Below are 21,590 nucleotides of genomic sequence, written 5' to 3' on the forward strand. Positions count from 1 at the left end.
GGCCCGATAGAATGATCGTGAACGACCGCAACCACAGGCCCCAGGCCAGTAGGACGCGGCGACCAGAACAATAACGAGACCGAGTGCCTTGCCTATGGAAAGCCGCCTGCTGAGCGAGCGCAGTAGCGTGTTCCATCACGCCGACCCTTATGCCGTGTCCGATTACGTCAACCAGCACGTGGGCCACCATTGCATCGGCCTGTCCCGCACCACTCATCCCCAAGCCAGCCTCAGCCACCGCAAGTTCGCCGAGCTCGACCTGTGTCGCATCAGCTATGGCGGCAGTGTGCGCGTCACCTCGCCAGCGCTGGAAACCATCTACCACCTGCAAGTCCTGCTCAACGGCAATTGCCTGTGGCGCGGGCACCAGCGCGAGCACCACCTGGTGCCGGGCGAGTTGTTATTGATCAACCCGGACGATCCGGTCGACCTGACATATTCGGAAGACTGCGAGAAGTTCATCCTCAAGGTACCGACCCATCTGCTCGATTCGATTTGCGCAGAGCAGCGCTGGCAGCGCCCTGACGGCGGCGTGCGCTTCCTGCGAAACCATTACCGGCTCGAAGAGCTGGACGGCTTCGTGAACCTGATGGCAATGGTTTGCCATGAAGCGGAAGTGAGCGATTCGCTACCCAGAGTGCAGAGCCATTACAGCCAGATTGTCGCCAGCAAGCTGCTGACTCTGATGAGCACCAACATCCGCCGCGAAAGTCTTAGTGCGCCGCAGGCCGGCCTTGAGCGCATTCTTGACTACATCGAGCGCAACCTGAAACTGGAGCTGTCGGCTGAGGTGCTGGCAGAGCAGGCCTGCATGAGCTTGCGCTCGCTGTATACCTTGTTTGACAAGCATCTGGGTACTACGCCCAAGCATTACGTGCGTCAGCGCAAGCTGGAGCGGGTGCATGCATGCCTGAGCGACCCCATGTGTGGGGTGCGGAGTGTGACGGAACTTGCTCTGGATTACGGTTTCTTGCATTTGGGGCGGTTTTCCGAGGTCTATCGGCAGCAGTTTGGAGAACTGCCTTCGCAAACATTCAAGCGACGCGCATAAGCGCAGCCGTGCTGCGTACCTATTATTTCTGCCAGTTGCGGGAGGCTTAGGCACGACCCACCATTTGCCTTCATGGATAAATGGGTGGCAATTATGTCTACGACGCAGCAGTTGTATTTTTACTCGCCGGATGGGCTGGCGTTGGTCAAATATCCTGGGGCCCAAGCATCGACCTTATTGCGCGCCGCAGGTCAGGCGTTGGCGCAGCGTGATGAGGCACAGGTAGCCTTTTACGCGACGGATATACAAGGTTCCGTATTGATTTTTTTGCGGCGTGATGTGCCGTGTTCAGTGCAGTACACGGTGTACGGGCATGATGATAACTCATGCGCTTCCCTGTTGCGATTCAACGGCCAGCGAAAGGAAGCGCTTTCAGCGTACTATCTCTTGGGGGAAGGGTACCGAGCCTTCAGTTCGGATTTGATGCGTTTCAATGCGCCCGACAGCCTCAGTCCGTTTGGTGCCGGTGGGATAAACCATTATAGTTATTGTGGCGGCAACCCTGTGGATAGGATCGATCCCAGTGGGCATGTACCGACGCCGATATTAAGAACCACGTCGCGTGCCCCCGTTCGTCCAACAGTTTCGCCGCCAAGAAGGTTCGAACAGGTACCTGGATCGCACCTGCAACCAACGCTTAAAAGTGCTAATAACCGAAAATTCGCTGAAGGTATAATCAAGGTGCCGGGGGCGGAATTGAAAGATCTACTTTCCTATCAAGGCAGAAATACGGGGGCGTGGATTGATGAGCTTCGAACTCGCACCAAGTTCTCGCCCAATGATCTCCCCATCGTTGAAGGGGCGGGGGCAAGCACCCACAGGGATGTGATTAACCTGTACAACGACATGGTTGAGTATCCAGTCCAAAGTAAGGCTGATCCCCGATATATCGCTGCATACAAACTTGCGGATGCCGTGGAAAGAATTGAGTTTCTTGAAACAAGAATGAAGGCGTCGATAGCTCGGGACAAGGTGAGGCGAGAATGGCTTGAACCCAAAAAAAGTTAAAGAAACTGGATAGCAGTCTGCACAATCCGGATAGTCCCTCATCCCCCGAATCCCTAACCTGACATGGCCTTACCAATAACAATGGAGACCCTGGCCATGTCCCTGGGATTCGACTACCTCAATGCCATGCTCGAGGACGACCGTGAAAAAGGCGTCTACCGGTGCAAGCGTGAAATGTTCACCGACCCGCGCCTGTTCGACCTGGAGATGAAGCACATCTTCGAGGGCAACTGGATCTACCTGGCACATGAAAGCCAGATCCCCGAGAAGAACGATTTCCTCACCCTGACCATGGGGCGTCAGCCGATCTTCATCGCGCGCAACAAAGACGGGGAGCTCAATGCCTTCCTCAACGCCTGCAGCCACCGCGGCGCCATGCTCTGCCGGCACAAGCGCGGCAACCGCTCCAGCTATACCTGCCCGTTCCACGGCTGGACCTTCAACAACAGCGGCAAGCTGCTCAAGGTCAAGGATCCGAGCAACGCTGGCTACCCCGACAGCTTCAATTGCGATGGCTCCCACGACCTGACCAAGGTGGCGCGCTTCGAGTCGTACCGTGGCTTCCTGTTCGGCAGCCTCAATGCCGATGTCAAACCGCTGGTCGAGCACCTGGGCGAGTCGGCCAAGATCATCGACATGATCGTCGACCAATCGCCTGAAGGCCTGGAAGTGCTGCGTGGCGCAAGCTCCTATATCTACGAAGGCAACTGGAAGCTCACTGCCGAAAACGGTGCCGATGGTTACCACGTCAGTTCCGTGCACTGGAACTACGCCGCCACTCAGAACCAGCGCAAGCAGCGCGAGAGCGGCGAAGAAATCAAGACCATGAGCGCAGGCTCCTGGGCCAAGCAGGGCGGTGGCTTCTACTCCTTCGACCACGGCCACCTGCTGCTGTGGACCCGCTGGGCCAACCCCGAAGACCGCCCAGCCTATGAGCGCCGCGAGCAACTGGCTGCCGACTTCGGCCAGGCACGCGCCGACTGGATGATCGAGAACTCGCGCAACCTCTGCCTGTACCCGAACGTCTACCTGATGGACCAGTTCAGCTCGCAGATCCGTATCGCCCGGCCGATCTCGGTGAACAAGACCGAAATCACCATCTACTGCATCGCCCCCAAGGGCGAGAGCGCGGACGCCCGCGCCAAGCGTATCCGCCAGTACGAAGACTTCTTCAACGTCAGCGGCATGGCCACGCCGGACGATCTGGAAGAGTTCCGTTCCTGCCAGACCGGCTATGGCGGCGGCACTGGCTGGAACGACATGTCCCGCGGCGCTGAGCATTGGGTCGAAGGCGCCGACGACGCAGCCCGCGAAATCGAGCTCAAGCCGTTGTTGTCGGGTGTGCGCACCGAGGATGAAGGCCTGTTCGTGCTGCAGCACAAGTACTGGCAGGAAACCATGCTCAAGGCCCTTGAGCAGGAACAGCGACTGATCCCAGTGGAGGCCGTGCAATGAGCCTGCATGACACCGTGCGCGACTTCCTTTACCGCGAAGCGCGTTACCTGGACGATGCCCAGTGGGACCTTTGGCTGGAGCTGTACGCAGCCGATGTAACGTTCTGGATGCCCTCCTGGGATGACGACGACACCCTGACCGAAGACCCACAAAGCGAGATCTCGCTGATCTGGTACGGCAACCGTGGCGGTCTGGAGGACCGGGTGTTCCGGATCAAGACCGAGCGTTCCAGCGCGACTGTGCCGGACACCCGCACCTCGCACAACATCAGCAACATCGAGATCGTCGAGCAAGGCGAGGGCAGCTGTCAGGTGCGCTTCAACTGGCACACCCTGAGCTTTCGCTACAAGACCACCGACAGTTACTTCGGTACCAGCTTCTACACCTTGGACCTGCGCGGCGAGCAACCGCTGATCAAGGCCAAGAAGGTGGTCCTGAAGAACGACTACGTGCGTCAGGTCATCGACATCTACCACATCTGATCCGCAGTAACGCGAGCGCCGTTCGGCGTGCCACACGGCGCGCCGCGGCCAGGCTCGCCCGCGAGGTGCAACATGAGCTTCCAGATCGCACTGAATTTCGAAGATGGCGTCACCCGTTTCATCGAGGCCAGCGGCCATGAGACCGTCGCCGACGCCGCCTACCGTCAGGGCATCAACATTCCGCTGGACTGCCGCGACGGCGCCTGCGGTACTTGCAAGTGCAAGGCTGAATCCGGGCAATACGACCTGGGCGACAACTTCATCGACGATGCCCTGAGCGAGGACGAAATCGCCGAAGGGTATGTGCTGACCTGCCAGATGCGCGCCGAAAGCGACTGTGTCGTGCGTATTCCGGCGTCCTCGCAAGTTTGCAAGACCGAACAGGCCAGTTTCGAGGCGGCCATCAGCGATGTGCGTCAGCTGTCGGAAAGCACCATTGCCTTGTCGATCAAGGGCGAGTCCCTGAGCCGCCTGGCGTTCCTGCCAGGGCAGTACGTCAACCTCAAGGTGCCCGGCAGCGACCAGAGCCGTGCCTACTCCTTCAGCTCGCTGCAAAAGGATGGCGAAGTCAGCTTCCTGATCCGCAACGTCCCGGGCGGCTTGATGAGCAGCTTCCTCTGTGGCCTGGCCAAGGCCGGCGATAGCATGAGCCTCACTGGCCCGCTGGGCAGCTTCTACTTGCGGCCGATTCAGCGCCCGCTGTTGCTGCTGGCAGGGGGCACCGGCCTTGCGCCGTTCACCGCGATGCTGGAGAGAATCGCTGAACAGGGCAGCGCGCACCCACTGCACCTGATCTACGGAGTCACCAACGATTTCGACCTGGTCGAGCTGGACCGCCTGCAGGCCTTGGCTGCACGCATCCCCAACTTCACCTTCAGCGCCTGTGTGGCCAACCCGCAAAGCCAATACCCACGCAAAGGTTACGTCACCCAACACATCGAGCCGCGCCACCTCAACGACGGTGACGTGGACGTGTACCTGTGCGGGCCGCCCCCGATGGTCGAGGCGGTTAGCCAGTACATCCGCGAGCAGGGCATCACACCGGCCAACTTCTTCTACGAGAAGTTCGCGGCGGCTGCCTGAGTTTTCATGGGGCTGCCTGCATCGTGCGGGTGAAGGCGGCCCCCCTTTTATTCGATTGGCACGTCCTGTAGGGCACGGCGTTGGCTCCGCCTTCGATCGCCGGCAAGCCGGCGCCTACAGGGTGTGTCGAGCGCCTGATCGCAGGTTGAGGAATGGAACAATGAACAATCGATTCCAAGGCAAAGTCGCCCTGGTCACCGGTGCCGCCCAAGGCATCGGCCGTGGCGTGTGCTGGCGGCTCAAGGCCGAAGGCGCGCAAGTGGTCGCGGTAGACCGCTCCGAACTGGTCCACGAGCTGGCCGGGGAGGGCATGCTGACGCTGACCGCCGACCTCGAGCAGTACAGCGACTGCGCCCGTGTCATGGCGTCTGCGGTCGAGACCTTCGGCCGCCTCGACATTCTCATCAACAACGTCGGCGGCACCATCTGGGCCAAGCCGTTCGAGCACTACGAAGTGGAGCAGATCGAGGCCGAAGTGCGCCGCTCGCTGTTCCCCACCCTGTGGTGCTGCCGCGCCGCACTGCCGTACATGCTCGAACGCGCCAGCGGCGCCATCGTCAACGTTTCGTCCATCGCCACCCGTGGCGTCAACCGCGTGCCTTACGGCGCGGCCAAGGGCGGTGTGAATGCGCTGACGGCGTGCCTGGCCTTCGAGACCGCTGGCCGTGGCATCCGGGTCAATGCCACCGCTCCCGGCGGCACCGAAGCACCGCCGCGCCGCGTACCGCGCAACAGCGCCGAGCAGAGCGAGCAGGAGAAAGTCTGGTACCAGCAGATCGTCGACCAGACCCTCGACAGCAGCCTGATGAAGCGCTACGGCAGCATCGACGAGCAAGTCGGCGCGATCTTGTTCCTGGCCTGCGACGAGGCCTCTTACATCACCGGCGTCACCCTGCCGGTGGGGGGCGGTGACCTCGGCTGACGGCCGCCCCAGGCAAGGTTTTCTTCCACAACAAAAACAACAGAGACAGATGCCATGCGAACCCTTGATGTTCAACCGATCATCGATAATGCCCGTTTTACCCCGTTCCACTGGATGGTCATGGCCTGGTGCGGCCTGCTGCTGATCTTCGACGGCTATGACCTGTTCATTTACGGCGTGGTCTTGCCGGTCATCATGAAAGAGTGGGGCCTGACCCCACTGCAGGCCGGGGCGCTGGGCAGCTACGCGCTGTTCGGCATGATGTTCGGTGCCTTGGTGTTCGGCAGCCTGGCGGACCGCATCGGGCGCAAGAATGGCATCGCCATCTGCTTCGCCTTGTTTTCCACGGCCACCATCCTCAACGGCTTTGCCAGCAGCCCCAGCGAGTTCGGCATCTATCGCTTCTTCGCCGGGCTCGGTTGCGGCGGCTTGATGCCCAATGCCGTGGCGCTCATGAATGAATACGCCCCCAAGCGGCTGCGCAGCACACTGGTAGCGATCATGTTCAGCGGCTACTCACTGGGCGGCATGCTGTCGGCCGGCGTTGGTATCTTCATGTTGCCACGCCTGGGCTGGGCGTCGATGTTCTTCGCCGCCGCCGTGCCTTTGCTGCTGTTGCCGGTGATTCTCCACTACCTGCCGGAATCCATCGGCTTTCTGGTGCGCAAAGGACGTACCGAACAAGCCCGCGCACTGCTCAAACGCCTCGATCCAAGCTGCGACGTGCAACCTGACGACGTGTTGCAGGCCCATGACCGCAACGGCAAGGGGGCCTCGGTAGTCGCGTTGTTCCGCGACGGCCTGGCCGTGCGGACCCTGGCGTTGTGGCTGGCGTTCTTCTGCTGCCTGCTGATGGTCTACGCGCTGAGCTCATGGCTGCCCAAACTGATGGCCAACGCCGGCTACAGCCTGGGTTCGAGTTTGTCGTTCCTGTTGGCCCTGAACTTCGGCGGCATGGCCGGTGCGATTCTGGGCGGCTGGCTGGGCGACCGCTTCAACCTGGTCAAGGTCAAGGTCGCCTTCTTCATCGCCGCCGCCGTGTCGATCAGCCTGCTCGGTGTCAACAGCCCCATGCCGGTGCTGTACCTGCTGATCTTCATCGCCGGCGCCACCACCATCGGTACGCAAATCCTGCTGTATGCCGGTGCCGCGCAACTGTACGGGCTCTCAGTGCGCTCCACCGGTCTGGGCTGGGCCTCAGGGATTGGCCGTAACGGGGCCATTGTCGGCCCACTGCTGGGCGGTGCGCTGATGGGTATCAACCTGCCGCTGCAACTCAACTTCATCGCATTCGCCATCCCCGGCGCGGTTGCCGCGCTGGCCATGGCGGTGCACCTGGCCAGCGGCCGGCGCGACGGTATAGCCGCGCCGGCGCAGGCCTGATCTTCAACTCACTGAACCGGAGGCCTTGCATGACAAGCCCGATTATCGAACGGCTGGAGGCGATCATCGTCGACCTGCCGACCATTCGCCCGCACAAGTTGGCCATGCACACCATGCAGCATCAAACCCTGGTGGTATTGCGCCTGCGCTGCAGCGATGGCGTGGAAGGCATCGGCGAAGCCACCACCATCGGTGGGCTGGCATATGGCTACGAAAGCCCGGAGGGTATCAAGGCCAACATCGACGCGCACCTTGCGCCAGCGCTGATCGGCCTGCCAGCGGACAACATCAATAGCGCCATGCTCAAGCTCGACAAAATGGCCAAGGGCAACACCTTCGCCAAGTCCGGCATCGAGAGCGCCTTGCTCGATGCCCAGGGCAAGCGGCTAGGCGTGCCGGTGAGCGAGCTGCTTGGCGGGCGCGTGCGCGACAGCCTGGAGGTGGCTTGGACCCTGGCCAGCGGCGACACCGCCCGCGATATCGCCGAGGCCGAGCACATGCTCCAGGTGCGCCGTCACCGGGTCTTCAAGCTCAAGATCGGCGCCAACCCGCTGGAGCAGGACCTCAAGCACGTGGTCGCGATCAAGCGTGAGCTGGGCGAGCGCGCCAGCGTGCGGGTGGATGTCAACCAGTACTGGGACGAGTCCCAGGCCCTGCGTGCTTGCCAGGTATTGGGCGATAGCGGCATCGACCTGATCGAGCAGCCGATTTCACGCATCAACCGCCGCGGGCAGGTCCGTCTCAACCAGCGCAGCCCGGCGCCGATCATGGCCGATGAGTCCATCGAAAGCGTCGAGGACGCCTTCAGCCTTGCCGCCGACGGTGCCGCCAGCGTCTTCGCCCTGAAAATCGCCAAGAACGGCGGCCCCCGGGCCGTGCTGCGCACCGCGCAGATCGCCGAAGCTGCGGGCATCGCCCTCTACGGCGGGACCATGCTCGAAGGCTCGATCGGCACCCTGGCTTCGGCCCACGCCTTCCTCACCCTGCGCCAGCTGACCTGGGGCACCGAATTGTTCGGCCCGCTGCTGCTGACTGAGGAAATCGTCAACGAACCGCCTCAGTACCACGACTTCCAGCTCCACGTACCGCGTGCCCCCGGCCTGGGCCTGAGCCTGGACGAACAACGCCTGGCGCGCTTCGCCCGCCGCTGAAGCGGTTACGGAAGAAACACGCATAACCCCGTAGGCGTGGTTCTAGCCGCGAAGCAGACGCCACGGGGATGGCATCGCCCCTAACGATTTACCCGCTAAGCCAGAAGCAAGGAGATCCCTATGTTGTTCCACGTGAAGATGACCGTGAAGTTGCCGGTCGACATGGACCCGGCCAAGGCCGCGCAACTAAAGGCCGACGAAAAGGAGCTTGCCCAGCGCTTGCAGCACGAGGGCACCTGGCGCCACCTGTGGCGCATCGCCGGGCACTACGCCAATTACAGCGTGTTCGACGTGCCCAGCGTCGAGGCGCTGCACGACACCCTGATGCAACTGCCGCTGTTCCCCTACATGGACATCGAGGTCGATGGCCTGTGCCGTCACCCCTCGTCGATCCACAGCGACGACCGCTGATTCGCGCAACCGCACAAGAACAACACGAGGTACACCATCATGACCGTGAAAATTTCCCACACTGCCGAGATCCAGAAGTTCTTCGAAGAGGCCGCAGGCTTTGGCAATGATGACGGCAGCCCGCGCCTGAAGCGCATTATCCAGCGGCTGCTGCACGACACCGCACGCCTGATCGAAGACCTGGACATCACCGACGACGAGTTCTGGTTGGCCGTCGACTACCTCAACCGCCTGGGCGGTCGCGGTGAGGCCGGGCTGCTGGTGGCGGGCCTAGGTATCGAGCACTTCCTCGACCTGCTGCAGGACGCCAAGGATGCAGAAGCCGGCTTGCTCGGCGGCACTCCCCGCACCATCGAAGGGCCCCTGTACGTGGCCGGCGCGCCGATTGCCCAAGGCGAGGTGCGCATGGACGATGGCAGCGAGGAGGGCGTAGCCACTGTGATGTTCCTGGAAGGCCAGGTACTCGATCCACAAGGCCAGCCGCTGCCAGGCGCCACCGTTGATCTGTGGCACGCGAACACCAAGGGCACCTATTCGTTCTTCGACCAGCGCCAGTCGGCGTACAACCTGCGTCGCCGCATCATCACCGATGCCGAAGGCCGCTACCGCGCACGCTCCATCGTGCCGTCCGGGTACGGCTGCGACCCACAGGGGCCGACCCAGGAGTGCCTCGACCTGCTCGGTCGCCATGGCCAGCGCCCCGCGCATATCCACTTCTTCATTTCGGCGCCGGGGCACCGTCATCTGACCACCCAGATCAACCTGGCGGGCGACAAGTACCTGTGGGACGACTTTGCCTATGCGACACGCGATGGGTTGGTCGGTGAAGTGGTGTTCCACGAAAGTGCCGAAGGGCGCCATGCCGAACTGAAGTTCGATTTCCAGCTGCAAAAGGCGACGGACAACGACGCCGAACAGCGCAGCGGGCGCCCACGCGCTCTGCAGCAGGGCTGATCCAGCGAGGCGAGTTGCTCGCGGGTGAACCCGCTCCTACGGGTACTGCACAGGACCTGTAGGCGTGGGATTACCCGCGAAGCAAGCGACACGACAACAAGAGCCGGCAACACAACCCGGCCAGTAGTCTTACGAGAGGTCCAATGAAAGACCTGTTCAAAGATTGTTCGATGTCGGCCATCGTTGCCGGCTGCATCGCTACCCTGATTTCCTACGCCGGCCCGCTGGTCATCATCTTCCACGCTGCCGAGGCTGCCACTCTGTCCCATGGGCTGCTGTCGTCCTGGGTCTGGGCGGTGTCCATGGGCAGCGCCGTACTGGGTGGAGTGCTGAGCTTGCGTTACCGGGTACCGGTGGTGATCGCCTGGTCTATCCCGGGGTCGGCGCTGTTGGTCACTGCCTTGCCGCAACTGGGCATCGAACAAGCCGTCGGCGCCTACCTGGTGGCCAATCTGTTCCTGCTGCTGATCGGTATCAGCGGGGCGTTCGACCGCATCATCGCCCACTTGCCAGGCTCCATTGCAGCCGGCATGCAGGCGGGCATCCTGTTCAGCTTCGGTACCGAGGTGTTCCGCGCCTTGCCCACACAACCTGTGCTGGTGCTGGCGATGTTCGTCGCCTACCTGCTGATGCGCAGGGTACAGCCGCGCTACGCGGTGGCGGCGGTGCTGTGCGTTGGCGCTGCCGTTACCGTGGCCAGTGGCGCATTTCGCAGCGAGGCGCTGGTGCTGCAACTGGCGACGCCGCAATGGATCACGCCGCAGTTCAGCCTGCCGGCGGTCTTCAGCCTGGCCCTGCCCATGGCGCTGGTGGCCCTGACCGGTCAGTTCATGCCCGGCATGGCGGTGCTGCGTACGGCCGGTTATTCGACACCCGCCAGCCCGCTGATCAGTGCCAGTGCGTTGGGCGGTGCGTTGCTCGCGCCGTTTGGTTGCCACGGCCTGAATCTGGCGGCCGTCACCGCCAGCCTATGCACCGGCCACGAAGCCCATGAAGACCCCCGTCGGCGTTACGTGGCGGCGGTCTGCGGCAGTGTCTTGTACCTGCTGCTGGGCATCGCCGGCGCCACATTGATGTCGCTGTTCGCGGCCTTTCCCGCCGCCCTGATCGCCGCACTCGCCGGCCTGGCCCTATACGGCGCGATCAGTGAGGCCTTGGCGCGCAGCCTGGCCGAGCCTGTCGAGCGCGATGCGGGGCTGTTCACCTTTCTGGTCACTGCGTCTGGCGTTTCTTTCCTGGGCTTGTCCGCCGCGTTCTGGGGCCTGCTGTTCGGCCTGCTGGCCCATGCGCTGCTCAGGTGGCGACGACCGCAAGTTCTTGGCGCCCTGCGCCGCAACCCGTGAAAGGAGCCTTGTCACCTGCCAAACCCGTGTTCCCAACGCTTCATCAATAAAAACAAGATCAAGAGAGCTTCGGAATGAACCACACCCCTTGCGTCGCCCTGGGGCTGACCTTGCTCAGCCAACCGCTTCTTGCCGCCGACGGCGGTTTCTTCGAGGATGCCAAGGCCACCCTTAGCGCCCGCAACTACTATTTCAGTCGTGACTTTTCCGACATTGTCGGTGCCAACCAGCAATCGAAAGCTGAGGAGTGGGCCCAGGGCTTCATTCTTGATTTCAAGTCAGGTTACACGCCGGGTACAGTTGGTTTCGGGGTGGATGCCCTGGGCCTGCTGGGCATCAAGCTCGACAGCAGCCCGGACCGGGTCAATACCGGGTTGCTGCCGGTACAGGGTGATGGCCGGGCTGCCGATGAGTACAGCCGCCTGGCGCCAACCTTAAAGGCCAGGCTGTCGAAGACCGAACTGCGGGTTGGCGAACTGCAGCCCAACCTGCCCGTGTTGACCTTCAGTGATATCCGCTTGTTACCGCCAACCTACCAAGGTATGAGCCTGAGTTCGGCCGAGCTCGATGGCTTGACCGTGCAAGCAGGGCACCTGAGCTCAAGTCACCTGCGCAACGAAGCCGGTGATGGCAAGATGAACGCCATGCTCGGCCATGTGCCGCAGCGCCAGGCTCAAAGCGACGCCTTCAACTACGCGGGCGGTGACTATGCGTTCAACGCCAATCAAAGCAGCGTTAGTCTGTGGTATGGCCAACTCCAGGACATCTACGAGCAGGGTTTCGTTGGCCTCAAGCACAGCAAGCCGCTGGGCGATTGGGTGCTCAGTGCCAACCTGGGCTACTTCACGGCCCACGAAGATGGCGACGCACTGCTGGGCAACATCGACAACCAGGCGTTTTTCTCGCTGTTCACGGCCCGGCGTGGCGGACACAGCTTCCATGTGGGCTACCAGGGGATCTATGGCGACAGCCCGTTCCCACGGGTATTCGCCAATGTGTCGCCCTTGGGCAACGAGGTGCCGACCTATGAGTTCGCCTCTACCGATGAGCGGTCCTATCAGGTGCGCTACGACTACAATTTCGCGGCCATGGGCATTCCTGGACTGACCGCGACCGTACGCTACATCACCGGCGACAACGTCGACACAGGCCGTGACTACGAGGGGAGGGACCGCGAGCGCGATCTAGACCTTGGCTACGCCGTGCAGAGTGGCGTGTTCAAGGGGCTGGGCATTCGCCTGCGCAACGCCATGGCGCGTTCGAACTATCGCAGCGATATCGATGAGAATCGTGTGACGCTGGTGTACACCTGGCAGTTGTTCTGAAACGATGGCGGGGCTGCGATTGTGGCGCGAGGCGGCCCCGTGCCTACAGGACATCGCCGTCATTAGATTTGCGTTATCGGTGCGGACAACGGTAGGTTCCTGGTAACACTTCATCAGGAGTTTCACCTTGGACTCACTGACCCAAGCCGTGCTCGGCGCCGCGCTCCAAGGCACGGTGCTCGGCCGCATACAGGGCCGTCGCTCGCTGGTGTACGGCGCCTTGCTGGGTACCGTGCCGGACCTCGATGTGGTCATCCGCTATGCCGACCCGGTGTCGCAGATGACCTACCACCGCGGTTTCTCCCATTCCCTCTTCGTGCTCACCGGTCTGGCCCTGATGCTGGCGTGGTTGGTCGCCTGGCGCTGGCCCGACAAGGGCTACACGCGTGGGAGGTTGTTCCTCGCCTTCTGGCTCGTGCTGGTCACGCACCCTGTCCTCGATTCATTCACCGTCTACGGTACCCAGTTGTTCTGGCCACTACAGCTCACTCCGCTGAGCTGGGCCGCGGTGTTCATCATCGACCCGGTCTATACCGTGCCACTGCTGGCTGCGGTGTTCTACGCCGCCTGCAAGGGGTTGCAGGGACGGGGGGGGCGGGTGCTCTCACTGGCCCTGCTGTTCAGCAGCGCCTACCTGGGCTTTGGCCTGGCGGGCCGGATCACCGCCGAGCAGCGCTTTGCCGCGGCCCTCGACCAGCAAGGGGTCGTGGCGAGCGACGTGCGGGCTGTGCCCATGGCCTTCAACAGCCTGGTGTGGCGGGTGCTGGCCAAGACGCCGGATGGTGATTACTACGAAGGTATCAGCAGCATTTTCGACCGCACACCGCCCGAGATGCAGCGCCTGTCGCGCAATCTGAACGTGGCCACGGCGCTCACAGACGCGCCCCTGCACAATCGCCTGCGCTGGTTCACCGATGACTGGCTGCGCTATGACGTGATTGGCGATGCGTTGGTGGTCACCGACCTGCGCATGGGGATTCCGGGCAACTACACCTTCCGCTTCGCCATGGCCCGCCGTGATGGCCAAGGGCGATGGATCATGGATACGCCGACCTCTTGGCCGAAGGCGGGGGTGGGCGGCATGTTCAATGGCCATGACTTGGCGTTGATCTGGCGGCGCATCTTCGATCAACAGCCGCCGCTGCCGTTGGCGGCCTGGAATACTCAATACCTGGCCGAGCCCTGATCGGCTGGTCCGCTCGCGGGTCAACCCGCTCCCGCAGGCGCAGCACGGTATGGGCGTGGGTTTGCCCGCGAAGAGGTCGGAAAAACACTCAGCGACGTGCCCGCCTGCCGCTGACAAAATGCGCCACGTCATTGAATCCAGGCGTCGAGGCGTGACCTGGCGTGACCAACGAATCGATGAGCGCTTCATCCTCTGCCGTGATCTTGACCTCCAGTGCCCCGGCATACGTGTCCCATTGCGCCTCGGTGCGCGGACCCACGATTGCCGAGCTCACCAGCTCGTTGTTCAGCACCCAGGCAATGGCGAATTCGACGATCCCTACGCCTTTGGCCTCGACGTAAGCCTGGATCTGGCGGGCAATGGTCAACGACTCCTGGCGCCATTCAACCTCCATGATCCGCCGGTCCTGGCGCGCCGCACGGCTACCGGCCTGCGGCGCTGCGCCGGGGGCATACTTGCCACTGAGCACGCCTCGGGCCAATGGGCTGAATGGCACCACGCCAAGGCCGTGGTAGGCCGCGGCCGTCATCTGCTCGGGCTCGGCCTGGCGGTTGACGATGTTGTACAGCGGCTGGCTTACCACTGGCTTGGCTACCCCCAGGCGCTCGGCCAGGTTGCAGATTTCGGCGATTCTCCAGCCACGGAAGTTGGATACGCCCCAGTAGCGGATCTTGCCTTGCTGCAGCAGGTCGCCAATGGCGCGCACGGACTCTTCCAGCGGAACCTTGTGGTCTTCACGGTGCAAGTAGTAGACGTCGAGGTAATCGAGGTCCATGCGCGTGAGTGTGGCGTCGATGGCATTGAAGATGTGCTTGCGCGACAGACCGCTGCGGTTGGGCAAGCCGTCGGCAGGCCCAAAGCCCACCTTGGATGCCACGATCCAGTCCTGCCGATGACGGGCGATCGCTTCACCGACGATTTCCTCGGCGCGGCCCGCGTTGTAGACGTCGGCCGTGTCGAGGAAGTTGATACCTTGGTCCCAGGCCTTGTCGATGATCCGCAACGAGTCCTCGGTGCTGGTCTGCTCGCCGAACATCATGCTGCCCAGCGTCAGGGCTGAAACCTGCAGACCGCTGTGGCCGAGGGAGCGATAGATCATGCTGGGAAGTCCTTTGCAGTGGGGGTGTCCGTTCGTTTTACACAGGTTCAGCCAATCAGTTCAAGCGCCTGAGTCAGGCTCAGGGGCCGCTTCATCCGTTGCGACAACTGCGCCATCGCATCCGAATACCCCTGGGCAATCACCGCCTCGACCTGGTCGTCGACGCATTGCAAGGCAATGAAGTCGCCTTTTTCCGGCTCGCCGACGAATTCCATGCGGTTGAAGTCTCGTGCATGCCCGAGCACTTCATAGGTGCGCCCATGCTGGTAGGTCCAGAAGAACGGCACGTCATCGTAGCGCCGCTGTTGGCCGAGCATGTTGGCCGCAGCGATCACGCCTTGTTGCTGGGCCAGTCGCCAGTGCTCGATGCGTACCGGACGTCCCGAGAGGGGGAAGGTGGCGATGTCACCGGCGGCCCACAGTCCATCGGCTGCCTGCATGTGTGCATCGACGTTCAACGATTTGTCTTGGGCCATCACCAAGCCTTGGACGCAGCCAGTGGCCGGGCTGACACCGGTGCCCAGCAGAACCACGGAAGCGGCCAAGGTTTCGCCATTGGCCAGCACCACAGTGTCGACCTGGCCCTTTCCGGCCAGGCGTTCGACCTCGGTAGGTCCGTGGAAAATCACGCCCTTGCGCTCGTGCAGCGCGCGGATGCTGCGGCCGATGCGCTCCCCGAGCGGCTTGGCCAGCGGCACTTCATGACGGGTCACCACATGCACCTGGGCACCGTATTTGCGCAGTGCCGAGGCAGCTTCAAGGCCAATGAAGCCATCACCGACGATCACCACGGGATGCCCTGGTTCGGCGGCATCGAGCAGGCGGGCTGCGTCCTCGCGCGAGCGCAGGGTGAACACGCCAGGCAGCTCGACACCGTCGATGGCGGGGCGGTGCGGCTTGCCGCCAGTGGCAAGCAGGGCTGCGTCGTAGTCGATGTGCCTGCCGTCAGCAAGGGTAATCCGGCGCTTCTGCGTGTCCAGTACGCGCACCTTGCCGAACAGCCGCTCCAGGTGGCCTTTGCGAAGTGCCTCTGGCTCTAGCAATGCTGGCACTTCATCTGCGGGCATTTGCCCGGCGATGACGAATTTGCTCAGTGCGGTACGGTCGTAGGCGCTTTGGTGCTCCTGGTCGAGCCAGACCAGACGGCCACCAAAGCCGTGGGCCAGCAGCGTGGCGACCGCTGCCGAGCCAGCGGCGCCGGCACCGATCACCGCGAAACAACGGGCATCGCTGTGACGGGGTGGCTCGACCTGCGCCAGAGGTTGGTCGTCGACCCATACCGCTCCGTCCTTCACCCACGCCCGGTAACGGCGCAGATCGGTCAGCGCCGGGGGCTCGCAAACCGCGCCTTCATCGACGGCGAATGCAGCTTTGTGCCAGGGGCACACCAGCAGGCCGCCACAGACCATGCCCTCGTCGAGAGGCGCACCGGCATGGGGACAGTTGGCTTGGTAGGCGTGTACCTGGTCGCCCTGGAGGACCAGGACGAGCTCTTCGCTGCCGGCCTGCACGCGCAGGGGGCGACGGGGATCGAGTTGTTCGACGCGGGCGACGTTGTGCTGGGACATGAGGCTTCTCCAAATGGCCATTGCAACCATTTGACGCCTTTGCCTTTGGGGTGATGCAGCGAGCTGACGATCGGGTCGAGGATTGCTGGATGTTTCGCCGGCAAGCCGGCTCCTACGGACAGGAGCCCACTTGCTGGCGAACGGGCATCAATTGGTTTGGCAAGCGCGCAGCATACCAGCGCGCGAAACGCGCAGGGCAACCAGGCTACCCAGCACGATCAACGCCGCCAGCGAGTACAGCGCCGCGTCGGTCGAGCCGGTCTGGTCCTTGATGAAGCCCACCAGGTAGGGGCTGAGGAAGCCGGCCATCTGGCCCACCGAGTTGATGATCGCCAAGCCCGCGACGGCGGCGCTCGCGCTCAGCAGTGCGGTCGGCATCGGCCAGAACATTGGCAGGCCGGTGAGGGCACCCATGGTGGCGATCGAAAGTCCGAGGATGGCAATGGTCGGGTTGCCTGCGAAGTTCACCGCGATCAGCAGGCCGGTGGCGCCCATCAGCATCGGTACCACAAGGTGCCAGCGGCGCTCGTTGCGCAGGTCCGCCGAGCGCCCGCAAAGGATCATGAACACACCCGCGAGCAAGTAGGGGATGGCGCTGAGCCAACCAATCAGCAGCGGATTGTCGAAGCCCATGTTCTTGATGATCGACGGTAGCCAGAAGTTGATCGCGTAAACCCCGCTTTGGATGCAGAAGTAGACGAAGCCGAAGGTCCAGATCAACGGGTTGGTGAGCACACTGACTACGCTGTCACCCGTCGTGGCAGGCTTGCTGGCGGCGTCGGCCTTGAGGTCGGCTTCGATCAGCTGGCGTTCGGCTGGGCTCAGCCAGGCGGCTTTCTGGTAGCCGTCACTGAGCAGGCCGATGGCGAGCACGCCCAGTATGACGGTCGGCAGGCCCTGGATCAGGAACATCCACTGCCAACCGGCCAGGCCATGTTGGCCGGCGGCGAAGTGTTCGAGGATCCAACCGGAGAACGGCCCGCCCAGCAGGCCGGAGACCGGAATCGCCGACATGAACAGCGCCATGATGCGGCCACGACGATCAGCCGGGAACCAGCGCGAGAGATACAGCACTACGCCAGGGAAGAAGCCGGCCTCCGCGGCACCGGTCAGCAGGCGCAAGGTGTAGAACTCGGTGGGCGTGGTGACGAACAGCAGGCAGGTCGAGAGGCTACCCCAGGCGATCATCATCGCTGCGATCCAGCGTCGCGGACCGAAGCGGTTGAGCGCCAGGTTGCTGGGCAGTCCGCAAAGGACGTAGCCGATGAAGAATATCCCGGCGCCAAGGCCATAGACGGTTTCGCTGAACTGAAGTGCATCGAGCATCTGCAGCTTGGCGAAGCCGACGTTGACGCGGTCCAGGTAGTTGAACAGGTAGCAGATGAAAATGAACGGAATCAGCCGCAGCGTGATGCGCCGGTACAGCGCATTGCGGGTGGTGTCCGTGCCTTGGTCAAGGGCGGGGCTGTGTGCCATGATTGTGATCTCTGTTGTTATGGTTGTCGCCGCGTCGCCTGTTCCGGCGCTCGCCCTGAGGAGTCTCGGGGAGTGCGAGGCGGCTGTCTTTGTGCTTTTGCACAGTGTCCTGGGCGGGCTGCTGTGCCGTCGAACAAGCGGCCAGGGCGAGAGGATCGGCCAGTGATCATTTCAGCTTGGGGGCAATCAAGGCTAGAATGTAAGAAATCCAGTTTTGCCCGGAAGTGAACAACGGAGGCAACCATGGCGGCAAAAGCCTTAAAGCACGATCTTTCAGAGAAGGCAATTGACAATCTCGAGGTCAGCATCCCTCAAACGGCTGCTTGCGCGACATATGCTGCATATGTTCGTGCCTTGGCTGCAGGCCACACGGTGTTGCGGGTTGAAGGTTCCAACATTGTCGCAGCGAGTGCTGAAGGCGTTGTCCGCGTCGTGAACAAGACCAAGCCGCGCAGGAAAGTGACTGTTGGCGAAGTGGTCAAGGTGCGTCGGTTGGAAGCCAGTGCCTAGACTACGCGTTTTCGCTGGCCCAAACGGTTCGGGCAAATCAACCATAAAGGACCAAGTACCCCCTAACTTGATTTCGACCTACGTGAATGCGGACGATATCGAGAAGGAAGTAAAAGCCAGCGGCTTGCTCGACCTGGCTCAGTTCAACATCACTCCGACCTCCGAAGAGCTCCACGGGTTCTTGGGGCCACACCCGTTGATGCGCAAGGCTGGATTGGCGGGGACAGTGCAGGACATTGAATTGCACGGCCAGAAGGTCGACTTCAGTAAAGTGGAGATGAACTCTTACTACTCCTCGGTGATTTCCGATTTCATCCGGAACAAGCTGTTGGAACTCAAGGAAAGCTTCACTTTTGAAACCGTCATGTCGAGTGCGGACAAGGTCCGCTTTATCGAGTTGGCGCGAGCCAGCGGATATCGCACCTACCTTTATTTCGTCGCAACGGATTCAGTTGACATCAACATCAGTCGTGTAGCCAACCGAGTCAGCGATGGCGGGCACCCTGTCCCCGAAGACAAGATCCGGCAACGCTACGTACGCTCGCTAGAACTTCTGCCTTCCGCGGTTGCCGCTTCTAACCGGGCGTTCATTTTCGATAACTCCAGTGAGCAGTCGATCTTGCTGGCCGAGATCACCCATGGCACCGATCTGCGGTTCAACGTCGAGGAGCTCCCAGACTGGTTCGCGCAAGCGTACGTGGACAAAGTCATCTAGGCCCTCGGCCAAGCCACGCCTAACCTGCTGAGGAGCTGGAATGTTCGAACTGGACCACGACTTGGCTCAGGATATCGTCGACCGGGCGATGGCGATTTTGCCCTGCAACGTCAACGTCATGGACAGTCAGGGGTTGATCCTGGGCAGTGGCGAGTCTGAGCGCATCAATACCCGTCACGAAGGGGCCCAGCTGGTATTGGCCAACGGGCGGATCGTGGAGTTGGACGTGGATGCGGCCAAATGCCTGAAGGGTGTGCAGCCCGGGGTGAACCTGCCACTGATGCTCGATGGGCGGCTGATCGGCGTATTGGGGCTTACGGGTGACCCACGGCAGTTGCGCACTTATGGCGAACTGGTGCGGATGACCGCCGAAATGCTGCTGGCCCAGCGGCACCAGCAGGTGGAGCAGCAATGGCGGCGCCAGCGCTGCGATGACTTGCTGGCGCTGCTGCTGGGCGGCACCGGTGACTCGCCACGGCTTCTGGACGAAGCGCAGCAGTTGGGGCTCAAGCCACAGTTGCCGCGCATACCCTACCTGTTCGAACTCAAGTCAGGCCCGCCTTCGGAGGCACTCTCGGCCTGGCTGATGAGCCGCTACCCGGACAGCTGGTGCGTAAGCCCCGCGCGCCAGTCCTTGCTGTGGTGCCGCCCCGCTGGCGTGGTTGTGGACGAATCCAGGCTGCTGGAGCGTTTGCAGCGCCATGGCTGGGAGGTCGAGCGGATGGCGCTGGGTACCGTGGCGCACAGCCTCGACCAGTTGCGCCGGGGCTACCGCCGCGTGCGGGACCTGCTGGCCTATGGACGCGAAGTCTTGCCCAATGAGCCACTGCTTAGCCTGGCGCGCTACCGGCTTCCGGCTCTGCTTTGGCGACATCGCAACGACGATGCGCTGGATGAGCTGCTGGAACCTTTGCAGCGCATACGGGCCAAGGATGTCAGTGGTCAACTGCTCGCCACGTTGCGGGCATGGTGTGCGCATGATGGGCAGAGCCAGGCCTGCGCCGACGCACTGGGTATCCACCGTAACAGTCTGCGCTACCGGCTGGAGCGCATTGCAGAGCTGAGTGAGGTCGATCCCTTGCGACTGGAAGGCATGCTAAGCCTGTACCTGGGGTTGCAATTGCTGCCCGCGGATTGACCTGGCCTCCAGGGGCAGGCATTTGCCCAATCATCCCTGCGAACGTGTTGTGCATTCGACCGAGGCCAGCCAGGCGGCCACCTGTCAGCATGCCGGTCATCTGGACAGGAGAATCCCCATGAAGATCGTCATCGCCCCCGACTCGTTCAAGGACAGCCTCGACGCGGCTGGCGTCGCCCGTGCCATCGCCGGTGGCCTGGCCGAGGTATGGCCGCATGCCGCGCTGGTTCAGTGCCCGATGGCGGACGGTGGCGAGGGCACCATGGAGGCGATCCTGGCGGCCAGCCATGGCGAGCTTCGTCGCCAGCGCGTGCGCGGCCCCCTGGGGGAACCTGTGGAAGCCGGTTGGGGGTGGTTGGCCGACAGCCGCACGGCGATTATCGAGATGGCCCAGGCCAGTGGCTTGCAACTGGTCCCGCCCGGCCAGCGCGATGCCTGCCGCACTAGCACTTGGGGTACCGGCGAGCTGGTTGCCGCTGCCCTGGCAGCCGGTGCCCAGCGGATTGTCCTGGCGATTGGTGGCAGCGCTACCAACGATGGTGGCAGCGGCATGTTGAGGGCACTGGGCTTGCGTTTGCTGGACGCCGACGGCCAGGCGCTGGAGGAGGGCGGCTTGGCCCTTTCCAGGCTGGCGCGTATCGATGCCAGTGGTCTCGACCCGCGCCTGCTGGACGTACAGGTCGAAGTGGCCGCCGACGTCGACAACCCCCTGTGTGGGCCCAATGGGGCTTCGGCGATCTTCGGCCCGCAGAAAGGCGCAAGCCCGGAGCAGGTGCAGGCGCTGGATCTGGCGCTGGGCCATTTTGCCGACCACTGTTCGCGGTTGCTGGGTGAGGATGTGCGTGATCTTCCAGGCTGCGGCGCCGCTGGCGGTATGGGCTTTGCGGCCAAGGCCTTCATGGGGGCGCGGTTTTGCCCTGGCGTGGAGGTGGTAGCCGACCTGGCGGGTCTGGACGCTTTGGTGCAGGGCGCTGACCTGGTCATTACAGGCGAAGGGCGTTTCGACGCCCAGACGCTGCGCGGCAAGACGCCGATGGGCGTCGCTCGGGTCGCCAAACGCCACGGTGTGCCGGTGGTGGTGCTGGCTGGGACCTTGGGTGAAGGCTATCAGCAGCTGTATGTCCACGGTATCGACGCTGCATTCGCCCTGGCCAACGGGCCGATGAGCCTGGAGCATGCCTGTGCCAACGCCCCGGCGCTACTGCATGCCAGAGCACGTGATATCGCCCGGCTGTGGCGTATCGCCCGTCAAGCGGTTGCCCCCTCGGCATAAGCAACACCCCTGATCCGAGCCACTGCGCTGTTTTTCTGTTGGAACGGCCTGGCGCTG

General features: G+C 62.6%; 20 protein-coding genes. 17 read left to right on the forward strand and 3 right to left on the reverse strand.

The annotated features are described in order from the left end of the window. Window positions 1–94 precede the first annotated feature (94 nt). The 13 genes from benR to VXM67_RS13700 all read left to right on the forward strand — a co-directional run bounded on the left by benR (window position 95) and on the right by VXM67_RS13700 (window position 13,754). On the forward strand, window positions 95–1,051 hold the full coding sequence (gene benR, locus VXM67_RS13640) for a benABC operon transcriptional activator BenR (RefSeq protein WP_287168226.1): 957 nt from the start codon (window positions 95–97) through the stop codon (window positions 1,049–1,051). 93 nt (window positions 1,052–1,144) lie between these two features. Further along, the gene (locus VXM67_RS13645; RefSeq protein WP_367237076.1) at window positions 1,145–2,059 is read left to right on the forward strand and encodes an RHS repeat-associated core domain-containing protein; all 915 of its coding nucleotides are present in this window, start codon (window positions 1,145–1,147) and stop codon (window positions 2,057–2,059) included. 96 nt (window positions 2,060–2,155) lie between these two features. Next, window positions 2,156–3,514: a benzoate 1,2-dioxygenase large subunit gene (gene benA / locus VXM67_RS13650; RefSeq protein ID WP_023380499.1), complete on the forward strand. Its 1,359-nt coding sequence runs from the start codon at window positions 2,156–2,158 to the stop codon at window positions 3,512–3,514. Next, window positions 3,511–3,996: a benzoate 1,2-dioxygenase small subunit gene (gene benB, locus VXM67_RS13655; RefSeq protein ID WP_023380500.1), complete on the forward strand. Its 486-nt coding sequence runs from the start codon at window positions 3,511–3,513 to the stop codon at window positions 3,994–3,996. Before benA ends, benB begins: the two co-directional genes overlap by 4 nt. Window positions 3,997–4,068: 72 nt before the next feature. Next, window positions 4,069–5,079 carry a benzoate 1,2-dioxygenase electron transfer component BenC gene (gene benC, locus VXM67_RS13660; RefSeq protein WP_023380501.1) on the forward strand — a complete coding sequence of 337 codons (1,011 nt, stop codon included), beginning with the start codon at window positions 4,069–4,071 and terminating at the stop codon, window positions 5,077–5,079. A gap of 160 nt (window positions 5,080–5,239) precedes the next feature. Then, entirely contained in the window at window positions 5,240–6,001 is a 762-nt protein-coding gene (locus VXM67_RS13665; RefSeq protein ID WP_023380502.1) for a 1,6-dihydroxycyclohexa-2,4-diene-1-carboxylate dehydrogenase, read from the forward strand. 54 nt (window positions 6,002–6,055) lie between these two features. Next, the gene (locus VXM67_RS13670; protein ID WP_367237077.1) at window positions 6,056–7,384 is read left to right on the forward strand and encodes an MFS transporter; all 1,329 of its coding nucleotides are present in this window, start codon (window positions 6,056–6,058) and stop codon (window positions 7,382–7,384) included. Between the two features lie 29 nt (window positions 7,385–7,413). Further along, complete coding sequence (locus VXM67_RS13675; RefSeq protein WP_023380504.1) at window positions 7,414–8,535, forward strand: muconate cycloisomerase family protein; 1,122 nt, start codon at window positions 7,414–7,416, stop codon at window positions 8,533–8,535. A 120-nt stretch (window positions 8,536–8,655) separates the two neighbouring features. Further along, window positions 8,656–8,946: a muconolactone Delta-isomerase gene (catC, locus tag VXM67_RS13680; RefSeq protein WP_023380505.1), complete on the forward strand. Its 291-nt coding sequence runs from the start codon at window positions 8,656–8,658 to the stop codon at window positions 8,944–8,946. Between the two features lie 39 nt (window positions 8,947–8,985). After that, window positions 8,986–9,900: a catechol 1,2-dioxygenase gene (gene catA / locus VXM67_RS13685; protein WP_023380506.1), complete on the forward strand. Its 915-nt coding sequence runs from the start codon at window positions 8,986–8,988 to the stop codon at window positions 9,898–9,900. Between the two features lie 143 nt (window positions 9,901–10,043). Continuing rightward, window positions 10,044–11,243, forward strand: a complete 1,200-nt coding sequence (locus VXM67_RS13690) for a benzoate/H(+) symporter BenE family transporter (protein ID WP_104881792.1) — start codon at window positions 10,044–10,046, stop codon at window positions 11,241–11,243. A gap of 74 nt (window positions 11,244–11,317) precedes the next feature. Next, complete coding sequence (locus tag VXM67_RS13695) at window positions 11,318–12,568, forward strand: OprD family porin (RefSeq protein ID WP_367237078.1); 1,251 nt, start codon at window positions 11,318–11,320, stop codon at window positions 12,566–12,568. A gap of 127 nt (window positions 12,569–12,695) precedes the next feature. Continuing rightward, window positions 12,696–13,754, forward strand: a complete 1,059-nt coding sequence (locus VXM67_RS13700; RefSeq protein WP_027906987.1) for a metal-dependent hydrolase — start codon at window positions 12,696–12,698, stop codon at window positions 13,752–13,754. An 88-nt stretch (window positions 13,755–13,842) separates the two neighbouring features. On the opposite strand, the gene VXM67_RS13705 is transcribed toward VXM67_RS13700, so the two are convergent. From VXM67_RS13705 to VXM67_RS13715, 3 genes are all read right to left on the reverse strand, one after another. Further along, on the reverse strand, window positions 13,843–14,853 hold the full coding sequence (locus tag VXM67_RS13705) for an aldo/keto reductase (protein WP_367237079.1): 1,011 nt from the start codon (window positions 14,851–14,853) through the stop codon (window positions 13,843–13,845). 47 nt (window positions 14,854–14,900) lie between these two features. Further along, entirely contained in the window at window positions 14,901–16,421 is a 1,521-nt protein-coding gene (locus VXM67_RS13710) for an FAD-dependent oxidoreductase (RefSeq protein WP_023380512.1), read from the reverse strand. Window positions 16,422–16,568: 147 nt separating this feature from the next. Next, the gene (locus VXM67_RS13715; RefSeq protein WP_186598875.1) at window positions 16,569–17,897 is read right to left on the reverse strand and encodes an MFS transporter; all 1,329 of its coding nucleotides are present in this window, start codon (window positions 17,895–17,897) and stop codon (window positions 16,569–16,571) included. 243 nt (window positions 17,898–18,140) lie between these two features. Here VXM67_RS13715 and VXM67_RS13720 point away from each other — a divergent pair, with 243 nt between their 5' ends. From VXM67_RS13720 to VXM67_RS13735, 4 genes are all read left to right on the forward strand, one after another. Further along, window positions 18,141–18,407 carry a hypothetical protein gene (locus VXM67_RS13720; protein ID WP_023380514.1) on the forward strand — a complete coding sequence of 89 codons (267 nt, stop codon included), beginning with the start codon at window positions 18,141–18,143 and terminating at the stop codon, window positions 18,405–18,407. Window positions 18,408–18,474: 67 nt separating this feature from the next. Next, window positions 18,475–19,122: a zeta toxin family protein gene (locus VXM67_RS13725; RefSeq protein ID WP_023380515.1), complete on the forward strand. Its 648-nt coding sequence runs from the start codon at window positions 18,475–18,477 to the stop codon at window positions 19,120–19,122. A gap of 40 nt (window positions 19,123–19,162) precedes the next feature. After that, a complete protein-coding gene (locus VXM67_RS13730; RefSeq protein WP_023380517.1) occupies window positions 19,163–20,260 on the forward strand; it encodes a sugar diacid recognition domain-containing protein in 1,098 nt (365 codons plus the stop codon). A 118-nt stretch (window positions 20,261–20,378) separates the two neighbouring features. Beyond that, window positions 20,379–21,533, forward strand: coding sequence for a glycerate kinase (locus tag VXM67_RS13735; RefSeq protein ID WP_027906976.1), 1,155 nt, complete (start codon window positions 20,379–20,381; stop codon window positions 21,531–21,533). The last annotated feature ends 57 nt before the right edge of the window (window positions 21,534–21,590 follow it).

It is taken from the genome of Pseudomonas sp. Rh2, from assembly GCF_040762985.1.
Lineage (GTDB): Bacteria > Pseudomonadota > Gammaproteobacteria > Pseudomonadales > Pseudomonadaceae > Aquipseudomonas > Aquipseudomonas taiwanensis.

Coding starts and splice junctions, on each gene's coding strand:
- benA (WP_023380499.1), top strand. CDS start 2,156: ATGTCCCTGGGATTCGACTACCTCAATGCCATGCTCGAGGACGACCGT.
- VXM67_RS13715 (WP_186598875.1), bottom strand. CDS start 17,897: ATGGCACACAGCCCCGCCCTTGACCAAGGCACGGACACCACCCGCAAT.
- VXM67_RS13690 (WP_104881792.1), top strand. CDS start 10,044: ATGAAAGACCTGTTCAAAGATTGTTCGATGTCGGCCATCGTTGCCGGC.
- benB (WP_023380500.1), top strand. CDS start 3,511: ATGAGCCTGCATGACACCGTGCGCGACTTCCTTTACCGCGAAGCGCGT.
- benR (WP_287168226.1), top strand. CDS start 95: ATGGAAAGCCGCCTGCTGAGCGAGCGCAGTAGCGTGTTCCATCACGCC.
- VXM67_RS13665 (WP_023380502.1), top strand. CDS start 5,240: ATGAACAATCGATTCCAAGGCAAAGTCGCCCTGGTCACCGGTGCCGCC.
- VXM67_RS13695 (WP_367237078.1), top strand. CDS start 11,318: ATGAACCACACCCCTTGCGTCGCCCTGGGGCTGACCTTGCTCAGCCAA.
- VXM67_RS13735 (WP_027906976.1), top strand. CDS start 20,379: ATGAAGATCGTCATCGCCCCCGACTCGTTCAAGGACAGCCTCGACGCG.
- VXM67_RS13675 (WP_023380504.1), top strand. CDS start 7,414: ATGACAAGCCCGATTATCGAACGGCTGGAGGCGATCATCGTCGACCTG.
- VXM67_RS13720 (WP_023380514.1), top strand. CDS start 18,141: ATGGCGGCAAAAGCCTTAAAGCACGATCTTTCAGAGAAGGCAATTGAC.
- benC (WP_023380501.1), top strand. CDS start 4,069: ATGAGCTTCCAGATCGCACTGAATTTCGAAGATGGCGTCACCCGTTTC.
- VXM67_RS13670 (WP_367237077.1), top strand. CDS start 6,056: ATGCGAACCCTTGATGTTCAACCGATCATCGATAATGCCCGTTTTACC.
- VXM67_RS13730 (WP_023380517.1), top strand. CDS start 19,163: ATGTTCGAACTGGACCACGACTTGGCTCAGGATATCGTCGACCGGGCG.
- VXM67_RS13705 (WP_367237079.1), bottom strand. CDS start 14,853: ATGATCTATCGCTCCCTCGGCCACAGCGGTCTGCAGGTTTCAGCCCTG.
- VXM67_RS13710 (WP_023380512.1), bottom strand. CDS start 16,421: ATGTCCCAGCACAACGTCGCCCGCGTCGAACAACTCGATCCCCGTCGC.
- VXM67_RS13645 (WP_367237076.1), top strand. CDS start 1,145: ATGTCTACGACGCAGCAGTTGTATTTTTACTCGCCGGATGGGCTGGCG.
- catC (WP_023380505.1), top strand. CDS start 8,656: ATGTTGTTCCACGTGAAGATGACCGTGAAGTTGCCGGTCGACATGGAC.
- catA (WP_023380506.1), top strand. CDS start 8,986: ATGACCGTGAAAATTTCCCACACTGCCGAGATCCAGAAGTTCTTCGAA.